The 13075-nt window shown below is 73.7% G+C and carries 13 protein-coding genes; 6 read left to right on the forward strand and 7 right to left on the reverse strand.

The annotated features are described in order from the left end of the window. Positions 1 to 110: 110 nt before the first annotated feature. Both nuoH and MicB006_RS22720 read right to left on the reverse strand, forming a co-directional pair. Complete coding sequence (nuoH, locus tag MicB006_RS22715; RefSeq protein ID WP_116508749.1) at positions 111 to 1073, reverse strand: NADH-quinone oxidoreductase subunit NuoH; 963 nt, start codon at positions 1071 to 1073, stop codon at positions 111 to 113. Beyond that, positions 1073 to 1909, reverse strand: a complete 837-nt coding sequence (locus tag MicB006_RS22720; RefSeq protein WP_116508750.1) for an NADH-quinone oxidoreductase subunit C — start codon at positions 1907 to 1909, stop codon at positions 1073 to 1075. Before MicB006_RS22720 ends, nuoH begins: the two co-directional genes overlap by 1 nt. 102 nt (positions 1910 to 2011) lie before the next feature. On the opposite strand from MicB006_RS22720, the gene MicB006_RS22725 reads away from it, so the two are divergent. Continuing rightward, complete coding sequence (locus MicB006_RS22725) at positions 2012 to 3058, forward strand: glucose 1-dehydrogenase (protein WP_192900124.1); 1047 nt, start codon at positions 2012 to 2014, stop codon at positions 3056 to 3058. Between the two features lie 31 nt (positions 3059 to 3089). Here the strand turns inward: MicB006_RS22725 and MicB006_RS22730 are convergent, their stop codons facing one another. Beyond that, positions 3090 to 4406 (reverse strand): DUF2252 domain-containing protein, encoded by a 1317-nt coding sequence (locus tag MicB006_RS22730; protein WP_116508754.1) that lies wholly within the window; start codon positions 4404 to 4406, stop codon positions 3090 to 3092. A 36-nt stretch (positions 4407 to 4442) separates the two neighbouring features. Then, entirely contained in the window at positions 4443 to 5003 is a 561-nt protein-coding gene (locus tag MicB006_RS22735) for an NADH-quinone oxidoreductase subunit B (protein WP_073828982.1), read from the reverse strand. A gap of 56 nt (positions 5004 to 5059) precedes the next feature. Between MicB006_RS22735 and MicB006_RS22740 the strand changes: the two genes are divergently transcribed. Then, entirely contained in the window at positions 5060 to 5431 is a 372-nt protein-coding gene (locus MicB006_RS22740; RefSeq protein ID WP_152037867.1) for a hypothetical protein, read from the forward strand. Positions 5432 to 5480: 49 nt separating this feature from the next. On the opposite strand, the gene MicB006_RS22745 is transcribed toward MicB006_RS22740, so the two are convergent. Together MicB006_RS22745 and MicB006_RS22750 are read right to left on the reverse strand one after the other, a co-directional pair. Next, entirely contained in the window at positions 5481 to 6959 is a 1479-nt protein-coding gene (locus tag MicB006_RS22745) for an aminotransferase class V-fold PLP-dependent enzyme (protein ID WP_116508758.1), read from the reverse strand. Then, positions 6956 to 8377 (reverse strand): MFS transporter, encoded by a 1422-nt coding sequence (locus MicB006_RS22750; RefSeq protein ID WP_116508760.1) that lies wholly within the window; start codon positions 8375 to 8377, stop codon positions 6956 to 6958. Before MicB006_RS22750 ends, MicB006_RS22745 begins: the two co-directional genes overlap by 4 nt. 124 nt (positions 8378 to 8501) lie before the next feature. On the opposite strand from MicB006_RS22750, the gene MicB006_RS22755 reads away from it, so the two are divergent. Both MicB006_RS22755 and MicB006_RS22760 read left to right on the forward strand, forming a co-directional pair. Further along, a complete protein-coding gene (locus tag MicB006_RS22755; RefSeq protein WP_116508762.1) occupies positions 8502 to 8858 on the forward strand; it encodes a hypothetical protein in 357 nt (118 codons plus the stop codon). Then, positions 8858 to 9514 carry a nucleotidyl transferase AbiEii/AbiGii toxin family protein gene (locus MicB006_RS22760; protein ID WP_116508764.1) on the forward strand — a complete coding sequence of 219 codons (657 nt, stop codon included), beginning with the start codon at positions 8858 to 8860 and terminating at the stop codon, positions 9512 to 9514. The genes MicB006_RS22755 and MicB006_RS22760 overlap by 1 nt, the downstream gene beginning before the upstream one ends. Positions 9515 to 9571: 57 nt before the next feature. Here the strand turns inward: MicB006_RS22760 and MicB006_RS22765 are convergent, their stop codons facing one another. Beyond that, the gene (locus tag MicB006_RS22765) at positions 9572 to 9883 is read right to left on the reverse strand and encodes an MGMT family protein (protein ID WP_116508766.1); all 312 of its coding nucleotides are present in this window, start codon (positions 9881 to 9883) and stop codon (positions 9572 to 9574) included. A 13-nt stretch (positions 9884 to 9896) separates the two neighbouring features. On the opposite strand from MicB006_RS22765, the gene proB reads away from it, so the two are divergent. Both proB and MicB006_RS22775 read left to right on the forward strand, forming a co-directional pair. Next, entirely contained in the window at positions 9897 to 11054 is a 1158-nt protein-coding gene (gene proB / locus MicB006_RS22770) for a glutamate 5-kinase (protein WP_116508767.1), read from the forward strand. A 74-nt stretch (positions 11055 to 11128) separates the two neighbouring features. After that, positions 11129 to 12370: a glutamate-5-semialdehyde dehydrogenase gene (locus MicB006_RS22775; RefSeq protein ID WP_116508768.1), complete on the forward strand. Its 1242-nt coding sequence runs from the start codon at positions 11129 to 11131 to the stop codon at positions 12368 to 12370. Positions 12371 to 13075 lie beyond the last annotated feature (705 nt).

Genomic DNA, 13075 nt, shown 5'->3' on the forward strand with positions numbered 1-13075 from the left:
GCCGCCGATCTTGCACTTTGGGCCCGGAACCTGGGCGTCTTGCCCCTTTTGCCGGGGCAGAAAGTGCAAGATCAGCGGGGAGAGGGGGCGGGCGGGGGGGGGCGGGGGGGTTACAGGGCCAGGCGGACTGCGGCGGTCAGGACGAGCTGGGCCAGGGCCAGGGGGACCAGGACCAGCCAGCAGAGGCGCTGGAGCTGGTCCTCGCGCAGCCTCGGGTAGCTCACCCGCAGCCAGATGATCACGAAGGCGACGGCGAACACCTTCAGCAGCGTCCACAGCCAGCCGAGCTGCGCGTCGGCGAACGGGCCCTGCCAGCCGCCGAGGAACAGCACAGTGGTCAGCGCCGCGATCACCACGATGCCGACGTACTCGGCGAGCAGGAAGAACGCGAACCGCAGGCCGGTGTACTCGGTCATGTAGCCGAAGACCAGCTCGGAGTCGGCCACCGGCATGTCGAACGGCGGGCGGCGGATCTCGGCCAGCCCCGCCACGAAGAAGATCACCATGGCCGGCGCCTGCCACAGCAGCCACCACGGCTCCCACGCCTCCACGATGCCCGACAGGCTGAGCGTGCCCGCCGCCATCGCCACCGAAGCGGCGGCCAGCACCAGCGGCAGCTCGTACCCGAGCAGCTGGGCCGCGCCGCGCAGCCCGCCGAGCAGGCTGTACTTGTTGGCCGACGCCCACGCGGACATGAGCACGGCCAGCACGCCGACGCCCACCACGGCGAGCACGAAGAACAGGCCGATGTCCAGCGGCTGGGCGACCAGGTCACCCGGCCCGAGCGGAATCACGAGCAGCACCAGCAGGTACGGCACCAGCGCCACCGCGGGCGCCAGCCGGAACACCTGCCGGTCCGCGTCGCGCGGAGTGACGTCCTCCTTCTGCACGAACTTGATGCCGTCGGCCACCAGTTGCGCCCAGCCGTGGAAGCCGCCCGCGTACATCGGGCCCAGCCGGCCCTGCATGTGGGCCATCACCTTGTGCTCGGCCTGGCCGACGATCAGCGGCAGCGTGAGGAACGCGACGAGCACGCCTGCCACGCGCAGGACCAGCTCCAACCAGTCCGGCATCAGCTCTCCCCCGCCGCGTCGGGGTCCGGCTGCTGCCGGGGCGGACCGGTCGGAAGTTCCCCTGGCAGCGGCCGACCGAGCGGACCCGCCTCATCGACCGCCGGAGCAGCATCGGACCCGGCAGCGCCCTCACCGGCCGAAGGACGGGCAGCACGTGCCGGACGCTCACCCGGTGCGGGCCGCGCCGGACGCTCCCGGGCCGGGCGCGCCGGCGTACCCCCGCGAGGGCCCTCACCGGCGCCCGCCGCACCGGCCGGCGTGGGCGTGGTGCCCCACTCCCCCGGCGCCGGGACGCCCGGCGGCCGCACCGGCCGTCGTCCGCCGCCGGCCTCCGACTCGCCCGGCTCCTTGGCGCCGGGCCACGGCTTGGCGACGCGGGAGGCGAGGACGAACTCCTTGCGCAGCGGGTGCCCCTCGAACTCCGGCGGCAGCAGCAGCGGCCGCAACTCGCCGTGGCCGGCGAAGTCGATGCCGAACATCTCGTGGGTCTCCCGCTCGTGCCAGGCCGCGCCGGGGAACAGGTCGACCACCGAGGCGACGACGGGCGCGTCGCGGGGGACGCGGGTGCGCAGCAGCAGCCCGTGCCGGCCCCGGACCGACCACAGGTGCAGCACCACGTCGAAGCCGTCGGCCAGCTCGTCCACCGCGGAGAGCCAGTCGAGGAAGTCGAAACCCAGCTCGGCGTCGTCGCGCGCCGCACGCACCGCGTCCGCCCAGCTCGCCGGGGGTACGTCGACGGTGGCGCGCGCGTACCCCTGGCCGCCGGAGACCGACGCGGTGGCCGCCACGGGCGCGAGCAGCTCGACCACCCGCCGGCCGACCTCTTCCGGAGTCATGCGCTGATCCTATGGCCGACGGCTGCGGACCGGGTCGGGCCGCCCGTGCGGGATCGTCGCTTTGCCGGACGGGCGGCGGGAGCGCGCGGAAAGATGAGGTACGTGCGCGCTGTGACTGTGACCCCCGGTGTCCCGGACTCGCTGCGGCTGGTCGACGACTGGCCCGAGCCGGCGCCCGAGGAGGGCGCGATCCTGGTGGAGGCGCTGGCGGTGGGCGTCTGCGGCACCGATCACGAGATCGTCGCGGGCGAGTACGGCGAGGCGCCGCCGGGCCAGGAGCGGCTGGTGCTCGGGCACGAGTCGCTGGGCCGCGTGCTGGAGGATCCGACCGGCACGCTGCAACCCGGCGACCTGGTGGCGGGCGTGGTCCGCCATCCCGATCCGGTGCCCTGCGCGAACTGCGCGGTGGACGAGTGGGACATGTGCCGCAACGGGCGGTACACCGAGCACGGCATCAAAGGGCTGCCCGGTTTCGCCCGGGAGCGCTGGCGGCTGCAGCCCAAGTTCGCTGTCGGCCTGGACCCGGCCCTCGCGTCGGTGGGCATGCTGCTGGAGCCGGCCAGCGTGGTGGCGAAGGCGTGGGACCACATCGAGCGGATCGGGCTCCGCGCCGAGTGGAAGCCGAAGAGCGTGCTGATCACCGGAGCGGGGCCGATCGGTCTGCTCGCGGCGCTGCTCGGCAGCCAGCGTGAGCTGTCGGTGCACGTGCTGGACCGCAACACCTCAGGCCCGAAGCCGGACCTGGTCCGGGCGCTGGGCGCCACGTACCACACCTCGTCGGTGACCGAGCTGGACCTGAGCCCGGACGTGGTGATCGAGTGCACCGGCGCGCCCACAGTGGTGCTGGACGCCATGTGCAAGGCCGCGCCCACCGGGATCGTCTGCCTGACCGGCGTGTCCAGCGGCGGCCGGACCATCAACTTCGACGCCGGGGCGCTCAACCGGGAGCTGGTGCTGGAGAACAACGTGGTGTTCGGTTCGGTGAACGCCGGCCGGCGGCACTGGGACCTGGCCGCCGAGGCGCTCGCCCAGGCGGACCAGTCCTGGCTGACGTCGCTGATCACCCGCCGCGTACCGGTCTTGAACTACCGGGAGGCGTACGCCCGCACCGGCGAGGACATCAAGGCGGTGCTGGACTTCACGCAGTGAGGCGGGGCGCCGCAGCCGGCGCCCCGCGCCCTCAGATGCCGGGTAGCCGGCCGTTGCGGAACAGGTCCACGAAGAGCTGGTGGTCCTCGCGCGCCCGGATCCCGTACCGGTGGGCGAAGTCGACCAGGTAGCCGACGAACCCGTCCGGGTCGGCGTCGACGGCAGCGACTATCGCCTCCTCGGTGGAGTAGTCGACCAGGTCGTGGCTGGACTCGTCGTCGGCCACCGAGTGCATCCGGGCCACCGCGCGGCCCAGGTCGGCGAGCACGCCGCCCAGTTCCTCCGGCTCGTTCACGTCGGCCCAGTCGAGGTCCGCCGCGTACGGGGAGACCTCGGCGACGAGCTGGCCGACGCCGTCCAGCTCGGTGAAGCCCAGCCACGGATCGGCGTGCGCCTGCAACGCGCGCTGCGACTCGGCGGTGCGGTGCCCCTGGTGCCGGAAGTACGACCGGACGCGCTCGTCGTCGACGTACCGCGCCACGGCCGGCACCTGCGCCTGCTTCATGTAGATGACGACGTCGTTCTCCAGCGCCTGGGTGTGCCCCTCCAGCAGCAGGTTGTACGACGGCAGCCCGGCCGAGCCGATGCCGACGCCCTTACGCAGCACCACGTCCTTGATGCCGGTGGCCACCGGGCGCATCCGGGTGGTCGATTCCGGCAGCGTGTGCAGGTAGTCGGCGAACGCGGCGCAGACCTTCTCCCGGGTCGCGGCGTCGATCTCGTGCACGCCGTCGCCGAGGGAGAACCGGCGCTCGTAGTTGTCGACGGTGGTCTGCGCGGCGAGCAGGTCCACCCGGGTGTTCAGCCGCGCCTGCTGGAGCACCCGGCGCAGCACGCCGTCGGCGTTGTCCAGCGTGATCGAGCCGATCGCGTCGTCCCCGCCGGCCGCGATGGCCCGCAGCTCGGCCAGGTACGACCGGGCGAAGCCGGTGACCAGCTCGCCGATCACCCGGTCGGAGAGGGCCTTGGCGTAGCCGATCAGCGCCACGCTCGCCGCGAGGCGCTTCAGGTCCCAGGTGAACGGCCCGACGTACGCCTCGTCGAAGTCGTTGACGTTGAACACGAGCTGCCCGGACGCGTTCATGTAGGTGCCGAAGTTCTCGGCGTGCAGGTCGCCGTGGATCCACACCCGGCTGGTCCGCTCGTCGAGGAACCGGTCGCTGCCGAAGTCGCCGCGCTGGTCGGCGTAGAACAGCGCCGCGCTGCCCCGGTAGAACGCGAACGGTGACGCCGCCATCTTGCGGAACTTGCGGCGGAACGCCGCCGGGTCGATCGCCATGGACGCGCCGAACTCCTCGGTCAGCACGCCGATGATGAATGCGGAGCGCTTCTCCGCGAAGTCGGTCATGAGCCGCAGGCTAGACCGGCGGCGCCACCTGACGGCTCAGCCGAGCGGCGGACGTACCGGTGGCGCGGTCAGCGCCTCGACCGGCCGGGGGGTGACGTCCGCCGGGGAGGCGAGCGCGTCGGGGCGGGGCACGCCGCCGACGCCGGACTGCTCGGCGGCGATCTTCTCCTGCAGGCGCAGGATGCCGTGCAGCAGCGCCTCCGGGCGGGGCGGGCAGCCGGGCACGTAGACGTCGACCGGGATGAGCTGGTCGACGCCCTTGGTCACCGAGTAGGAGTCCCAGTACGGGCCGCCGCAGTTGGAGCAGGCGCCGAACGAGATCACGTACTTCGGCTCGGGCATCTGGTCGTATAGCCGCTTGATGGCCGGGGCCATCTTGTCGGTGACGGTCCCGCTGACCACCATCAGGTCGGCCTGCCGGGGACCGTGGGCGAACGGGATCACGCCGAGGCGCATGAAGTCGTGCCGGCCCATGCTGGTCGCGATGAACTCGATGGCGCAGCAGGCCAGGCCGAAGTTGAACACCCAGAGCGAGTAGCGGCGGCCCCAGTTCAGCACGAACCGGATCGGCTCGCCGAGCACGCCCGGCAGCTGCATCTCCGACCTCCCCGCTGTCCGTGGACCCCGAGCAGACAGTCAACCACAGCGTTCCGGTGTCGTACCCACGACAGGGAACCCGGGCAACTGTCCCCCGGGCCGCGGGTGTCATCACTGTCGGGCGGACGGAACGACCGCCGCCGTTCCGGCTCGCCGCGCGGGCGGTCCTGCCCGCCGGGGTCGAGGTGTGGAGCACCGACCCGCAGGACCTGCCCAGCTTCCCGGACTCGTTCGACGTCCCGGGCGGCCGGTTCATGCCCGGCGAGGAGCGCACGTTCGACGTCGTCCTGCGGGCCTCGGCCGGAACGCCGGCCGGCGCGCTGGGCAGCGGCGCGTTCACCGTCGAGGCCCGCTACGTGAACGAGCCGGTCGGGGACGTCGACCCGGCGGACAACACCACCACGTTCAGCATCAGCGCCGCCGGCTGACACACCTGACGGCGCGGCCCGCCCGGAGACCGGGCGGGCCGCGTCCGCGTCACCAGGCCGGGCGTTGGAGCAACCCGACGAACTCGGCGAGCAGCCGCTCCCGCAGCCGGGACGGCGCGGCGTCGAGCAGCGTGTTGACCACCGCCATCCGGTCCGGCACACCGGCGCCGGCGGCCAGGCCGAGCCCGTCGGCCAGCCCGGCCACCAGGTCCGGGGTGAGCGCCTCCGGGGTGAGGCTGCCGGCCAGCGCCACCAGCTCCGGCGGCAGCACGACCGGCCCGGCGGCGCGGGCCGCCGCGACCGCCTCGGCCAGCGCCGGGCCGAACTCGGCCACCCGGGGCGCCACCGCCGCTGTCACCGTGAGGTGCACGCTGGCCGGCAGATCGGCGTACGTGAGCTGGGGCTGGGTGTGCCAGCCACGCGCGGTCAGCTCGTCGACCAGCACGAACAGGTCGAGCCCGGGATCGTCGCTGGTGAAGCAGACGACAGTGGTCTCCGGCTCGGCCATCAGCCGCAGCCCCGGGGTGGCCCGGATCGCGTCGGCGAGCCCGGCGACCGCGTCCCGGGTCGCGGCGGCCAGCCGCAGGTAGCCGTCCTCGCCGAGGTGGCGCAGCGTGGCGTACGCGGCGGCGATCGGCCCACCGGAGCGGGTCGAGGCGATCACCGGGTTGACCATCGTGTACCCGGGCCAGTCGGCGTACGCGAAGAACTGCGGGGCGCGCAGCGCCGGATCGCGGTGCAACAGCACCGAGACGCCCTTCGGCGCGTACGCGTACTTGTGCAGGTCCACCGAGATCGAGGTGACCCCCGGCACGGCGAAGTCGAACGGCGGCACCGGCGCGCCGAGCCGGCGCAGCCAGGGCAGCGTCCAACCGCCGAAGCAGGCGTCCACGTGGCAGCGCACCCCGGCCGCCTCGGCGACGGCGGCGATCTCCGCGACCGGGTCGACCACCCCGTGCGCGTACGACGGGGCGGACGCGACCACCAGCACGGTCTCCGGGCGGATCGCGGCGGCCACCGCTGCCACGTCCGGGCGCAGCGTCACCGGGTCGACCGGCACCGTGTCCAGCGCGACCCGCAGGTAGTGCGCCGCCTTGGCGAACGCGGCGTGCGCGCTGGCCGGCGCCACGATCCGTGGCTCGGTCAGATCGGGGCGGGCGTCCCGGGCCGCCTTGACGGCGAGCAGCAGCGACTCGGTGCCGCCGCTGGTGACGCTGCCGACCACGTCCGGCGCGCCGGTGCCGGGACCGCCACCGAGCAGCCGGGCGGCGGCGCCGACGAGCGCGTTCTCCATCGCCAGCAGCGACGGGAACGCGGTCGGGTCGAGGCCGTTGACGTGGGCGCTCTGCGCGTACGCGGCCTGCGCCAGCTCGTCCAGGCCGCTCACGCCCGGGTCGTAGACGTACGCGAACAGCCGCCCGCCGTGCGTGGGCCGGTCGGCGTCCCGCAGCGCGCGGATCTCGTCGAGTACGTCCGCCGCGGGCATCCCCTGTGCGGGCAGCGCGCCGGCGCCTGCCGTGTCGGTCATCGGGTGGTTCCTCTCCTGGACGGGCCGGGCGGTGCGGTGTTCACGCGCGTGACCGGGGCGGTGCCGTCGACCTCGGACGCTGTGGTCTCAGGCGCGGCGGTCAGCTGGGCCGGGGTCAGGGTGTAGCCGCGCAGCAGCACCAGCGGGATCGCCACCAGCAGCGCGGGCAGCACGGTGAAGCCGAGCAGCACGCCGAGGCGTGCCGTGTCGGACTGGACGGCGGCGGTACCGGTGGACGAGGAGACGTAACCGGAGAGCTGGAGCACCAGCCCGTAGATGCCCGGCCCCAGCGCCAGCCCGAACGTCTCCCCGGCGGTCCACAGCCCGGTGAACACCCCGGCCTGCCGCCGCCCGGTGCGCACGGTGTCGTACGCGATGCAGTCCGGCAGCATGGCCAGCGCGAACACCTGCTGGCCCGCGTACCCGACGCCGATCACCGCGACCACCGCGTACGCCGCGGCGGCGGGCAACGCGGGCGCGGCGACCAGGGCCAGCGCGCCCACCGCGAAGATCAGCGACGCGGCGACCAGCGACGCCCGCTTGCCCAGCCGGGCGCCGGCCCGCGACCACAGCGGCATGACCAGCAGCGCGGGCGCGACGAAGCAGGCGAACAGCAGCGTCGGGCCGCTGTCCGGCTCGCGCAGCACCTGGCCGGCGAAGTACTTCACCCCGGCCAGCACGGTGGCCACCCCGGCGGACTGGATCACGAAGCAGATCAGCAGCACCCGGAACGGCCGGTTGCGGGTGGCCACAGCGAGCTGGGCGCGCAGGCTCGGCTCGCTCTCCCCCACCGTCCCCGACGGCGCGGACCGGGTGCCGAGGAAGACGCCGACCGTGCCGACGACGATGAGCGCGGCGACGAACAGGCCCATCCACCGGTGACCTGGGACGCCGTCGCCGCCGGCGGTCACCACCGCCGGGGCCACCGCGCCGGAGACCAGGATGGCCAGCGCCAGCACCGCGATCCGCCAGGTCATCATCCGGGTACGCTCCGCCGGGTCGGCGGTCAGCTCGGCCGGCATGGCCACGTACGGCACCTGGAAGAACGCGAACGCGGTGGCGGTGGCCAGGAACGCCAGCGCCACGTAGGCGGCCGCGCCCGGACCGCTCGCGAACGGCGCGGCGAAGATCGACGCGAACAGCACCGCGAGCGCCAGCCCGCCGACGAGCAGGTACGGCCGGCGGGCGCCCCAGCGGGAACGGGTCCGGTCGGAGATCCGCCCGGCGACCGGGTTGACCAGCACGTCCCACGCCTTCGGCAGCAGCACCAGCAGCGCGGCCAGCCCGGCGGCGACGCCGAGCGTGTCGGTGAGGTACGGCAGCAGGAGCAGCCCGGGTACGGTGCCGAACGCGCCGGTGACCAGGGAACCCAGCGCGTACCCGAGGTGCACCCGGCGGGGCAGGCCCGAAGCTGTCATGGAGCCGAATGCTACTCACGTTATGGCCCGCGTCACATCCCCTCGTCCGTTGCTGCCCGTTGGATGCCGACAGGCGCTCGCGAGTCGCGACGAGCCGCAGGTCGGCACCGCTACCCTGTAGGGCATGGACCCGGCCCGATCCGTCCGCAGCTCGCGGGCACCGTACGAGGCCCGCCCCGGCCGCCGTGCGGTCGTGGTCCCCGACCTGAACGAGTTGCAGGGCCCGGTCGCCGGTGTGGTCGAGCTGCCCCATCGGCTGTTCTGGCAACCCGACCGGCACGTCGACCTCGACGTGCCGGGCCTGCTCGCCTGGATGTACGAGACGGTGCTCACCGAAGCCGTTCATCCCGACGAGCTGCGCGCTTGGCTGCACGGCCCCACTCTCGTGCGACTGTGGCCCGAGCTGTACGTGCCCCGCGGCGTCCGCCGCGCCTGGGAAGAGAGCCACCCGGTGCTGCGCGCCCGGGACGTCGCCGCCTGATGCCACCTGCGCCGGACCCCTTCCAGCACGAGGTCGCCCGGATCGCGCTCGCCGTGGCCGGGCGACACGGCTTCGCCCTCGCTGGCGGCCAAGCCCTCATCGCCCACGGCATCGGCGCCCGTCCCACCGAGGACGTCGACCTGTTCACCGATGTCGACGGAGGGGTCACCGCAGCCGCCGAGCTGGTACGCGTCACCCTGCTCGATGCCGGGTACCAGGTCGAGACCATCGCCGAGCCCACCGAACTGGACGACGTCTTCTACGGCTTCGAGCACGACATGACCGAGTTCGAGGTTCGCCGCGACGACCGGACCGTACGGCTCCAGCTCGTACGCTTCGCGCGCAGCGCCAGCCCGATCGTGCTCGACGTCGGGCCCGTGCTGCACCTGGACGACGTGATCGGCACCAAGGTCGCCGCCATGGTGACCCGAGCCCAACCCCGCGACTACATCGACGTCGCCGCCGCGCTCAGCCGGTACAGCAGGAACGACCTGGTGAACCTCGCGAGGCGTGCCGACCCGGCGCTCACCGACGAAGAGTTCCTGGACTCGCTGCAGCGCCTCGACCGCCTGCCCGACACCGTCTTCGCCCTCTACCGCCTCACCCCGGACCAGATCCGCGACCTGCGCCACGCGTTCGTGGGCTGGCCGCGGTGACGGCCCCGGTTCAGCGCCATCGCGACTGAACGCCCGGCTGCCTCCTACGCGGTCGGGTCATCCCTCGTCCGGCGACCACGATGCCGCCGCGAGGTCCACCCGGTCCCCGCGCAGCGGGCACCCCTCGGCGAGCAGCCGCTCCCGCGCCTTGCGCTCGTGACCCGGCGGCAGCCGGCCGGCCGAGTTCACCACCCGGTGCCAGGGCACGCCGCCCCCGTGCCGCGCCATGATCGAGCCGACCAGCCGCGGCGACGCCCGCCCCGAGCAGTCGGCGAGCGCGTCGGCCACCGCCCCGTACGACATCGCGCGCCCCGGCGGGATCCGCTCGACAAGTGCCAGCACTGCCTCGACGTACTCGTCAGATGTCACGAGCTGCCACGATATGGGAACGCGCCGCGGCGTCACAGACCGCAGCGCGCAGAATGGTCGGGTGCGTGAAGCAGTCACCTCGGCCCGCCGGATCGTCGTCAAGATCGGTTCGTCCTCGCTGACCACCGCGACCGGCGGCCTGGACGACGCCCGGGTCGACGCGCTCGTCGACACGCTCGGCGAGCTGGCCGCCGCCGGACGCGAGGTGGTGCTGGTCTCCTCCGGCGCGATCGCCGCCGGGCTCGCCCCGCTGCGGCTGCCCCGGCGCCCGCGCGACCTGGCCACCCAGCAGGCCGCCGCCAGCGTCGGTCAGGGCCTGCTGATCGGGCGGTACGCGGCCGCGTTCGCCCGGCACGGCCGCACCGTCGGGCAGGTGCTGCTCACCGTGGACGACGTGACCCGGCGCGCGCACTACCGCAACGCGTACCGGACGCTGCGCAAGCTGCTCGACCTGCATGCCGTGCCGATCGTCAACGAGAACGACACGGTGGCGACCGAGGAGATCCGGTTCGGCGACAACGACCGCCTCGCCGCGCTCGTCGCCGCGCTCGTCGACGCCGACCTGCTGGTGCTGCTCTCCGACGTCGACGCGCTCTGGACCGGCAACCCGGCCCGCCCCGGCAGCACCCGCATCACCGAGGTGCACGGTGAGGGTGACCTGGCTGGCGTGGACATCGGCGGGGCCGGCCGGGCCGGGGTGGGCACCGGCGGCATGGTGACGAAGGTCGAGGCGGCCCGGATCGCCACCGGCTTCGGCATCCCGGTGGTGCTCACCGCCGCGCCGCTGGCCGGGCCGGCGCTGGCCGGCGAGCCGGTCGGCACGTACTTCCACCCGAGCAGCCGCCGTCCCGCCGCGCGCCTGTTCTGGCTCGCGCACGCCACCGCGCCCCGGGGCCGCCTGCATCTCGACCCGGGCGCGGTGCAGGCGGTGGTCGGCCGCCGCAAGTCGCTGCTGCCCGCCGGCATCACCGCCGTCGACGGCGCGTTCACCGCCGGGGACCCGGTCGACCTGGTCGACACCGCGGGCGCGCCGGTGGCCCGAGGGCTGGTCAACTACGACGCGGTGGAGCTGCCCGGCCTGCTCGGCCGGTCCACCTCCGAACTCGCCGCGGCGCTCGGCCCGGCGTACGAACGTGAGGTCGTCCACCGCGACGACCTGGTCCTGCTGTAAGCAAGGGCCCCTTCTTAACACCCGTCTGTTAATAAGGGGCCCCTCCTTAAAACACCTCCGAAGGAGTACGCACGATGAGCGTCGTCGAGCAGGCCCGGCGAGCCCGGGACGCGGCGGAAGCCCTGGCCACTGCCACCCGTACCGTCAAGGACACCGCGCTGCACGCGATGGCCGACGCGCTCGTGGCGCGTACCCCCGAGGTTCTCGCGGCGAACGCGGCGGACCTGGCGGCCGGGCGCGACGCCGGGCTGTCCGCGGCCGTGCTGGACCGGCTCGCGCTCGACGAGGGCCGGGTGGCCGCCATCGCCGACGCGCTGCGCCAGATGGCCGCGCTGCCCGACCCGGTCGGCGAGGTGGTACGCGGCTCGACGCTGCCCAACGGCCTGGAGCTGCGCCAGATCCGGGTACCGTTCGGGGTCGTCGGCATCGTCTACGAGGGCCGACCGAACGTGACTGTCGACGCCGCCGGGATCTGCCTGAAGTCCGGCAACGCGGCGCTGCTGCGCGGCTCCTCGTCGGCCGCGCACTCCAACGCCGCGCTGGTCGAGGTGCTGCGCGACGCGGTCGCCGGCGCCGGGCTGCCGGCGGACGCGGTGCAGCTGCTCGACTCCAGCACCCGCGACTCGGTCAAGGAGCTGATGCGCGCCCGCGGCCTGGTCGACGTGCTGATCCCGCGCGGCGGCGCGTCGCTGATCCGCGCCGTGGTCGAGGAGTCGACAGTGCCGGTGATCGAGACCGGGGTGGGCAACTGCCACGTGTACGTCGATGCCGCCGCCGACCTCGGCAAGGCGCTGGCCGTCACGCTGAACGCCAAGACCCAGCGCCTGTCCACCTGCAACACCGCAGAGTCGCTGCTGGTGCACCGCGACGTCGCGGACGCCTTCCTGCCGGCGGTGCTCGCCGCGTTCGCCGACGCCGGGGTGACAGTGCACGGCACGCCCGAGGTGGCCGCCCACTCCGACACTGTGGTGCCGGCCACCGAGGAGGACTTCGGCACCGAGTACCTCTCCGCCGACATCTCGGTCGCCGTGGTCGACTCGCTCGACGCGGCGGTCGCGCACATCCGCCGGTACGGCACCGGGCACACCGAGGCGATCGTCACCGACTCGCAGCGAGCGGCCCGGGAGTTCGTGGCCCGGGTGGACTCCGCGGCGGTCATGGTCAACGCGTCGACCCGGTTCACCGACGGCGGTGAGTTCGGGTTCGGCGCGGAGATCGGCATCTCGACGCAGAAGCTGCACGCGCGCGGCCCGATGGGCCTGCCGGAGCTGACCAGCACCAAGTACGTGGTGACCGGGGACGGTCACCTGCGCTGATCAGCTGGCTCCTTATGCCGCCACCTCGCCGTACTGGTCGGGGGCCGCCGCGCCAGTTCGGGGAAGTGGTGCCATCCCAGGACCTCCGATACCGCCACCTCCCCGAACTGGCCAGGCCCGCCGGCAGCTCGGGGAAGTGGTGCCATCCCAACGCCTCCGATAGCACCACCTCGCCGAACTGGCCAGAGCGCCGCCAGCCCGGGGAAGTGGCGGCACCCCAGCGCCTCCGATAGCACCACCTCCCCGAACTAGTCAGAGCGCCGGCAGCTCGGGGAAGTGGTGCCATCCCAGGACCTCCGATACCGCCACCTCCCCGAACTGGTCAGAGCCCCCGCCAGCCCGGCGAAGTGGTGCCATCCCAACGCCTCCGATACCGCCACCTCCCCGAACTGGTGTTGATCATCGGCTGGCGGGGCTACGCGAGCTGGAGTGGATCACCGTCTGCCGGTGTGGCGGGGTCGACCGGCGGGGTGGTGCCGGGCTGCGGCAGCGCCGGGGCCGTGGGTGCCGAGGGCGGCATGACCAGCGGAGGCAACCCCCGGGACACCGGGGCGGCTGGTGGCACCGCAACCGCCGGAGGCAGACCGGGCAGCACCGGGCCGGGTGCCAGGTCCGGCACCGGCTGCGCAGCAGGCTTGCCCTCGTCGGGGAGCAGATCGGGCGTGACGACCCAGGCGGACCACGAACCCGGCCCGCCGTCCGGAC

The sequence above is a fragment of the Micromonospora sp. B006 genome (assembly GCF_003408515.1).
GTDB classification, from domain to species: Bacteria; Actinomycetota; Actinomycetes; order Mycobacteriales; family Micromonosporaceae; genus Micromonospora; species Micromonospora echinospora_A.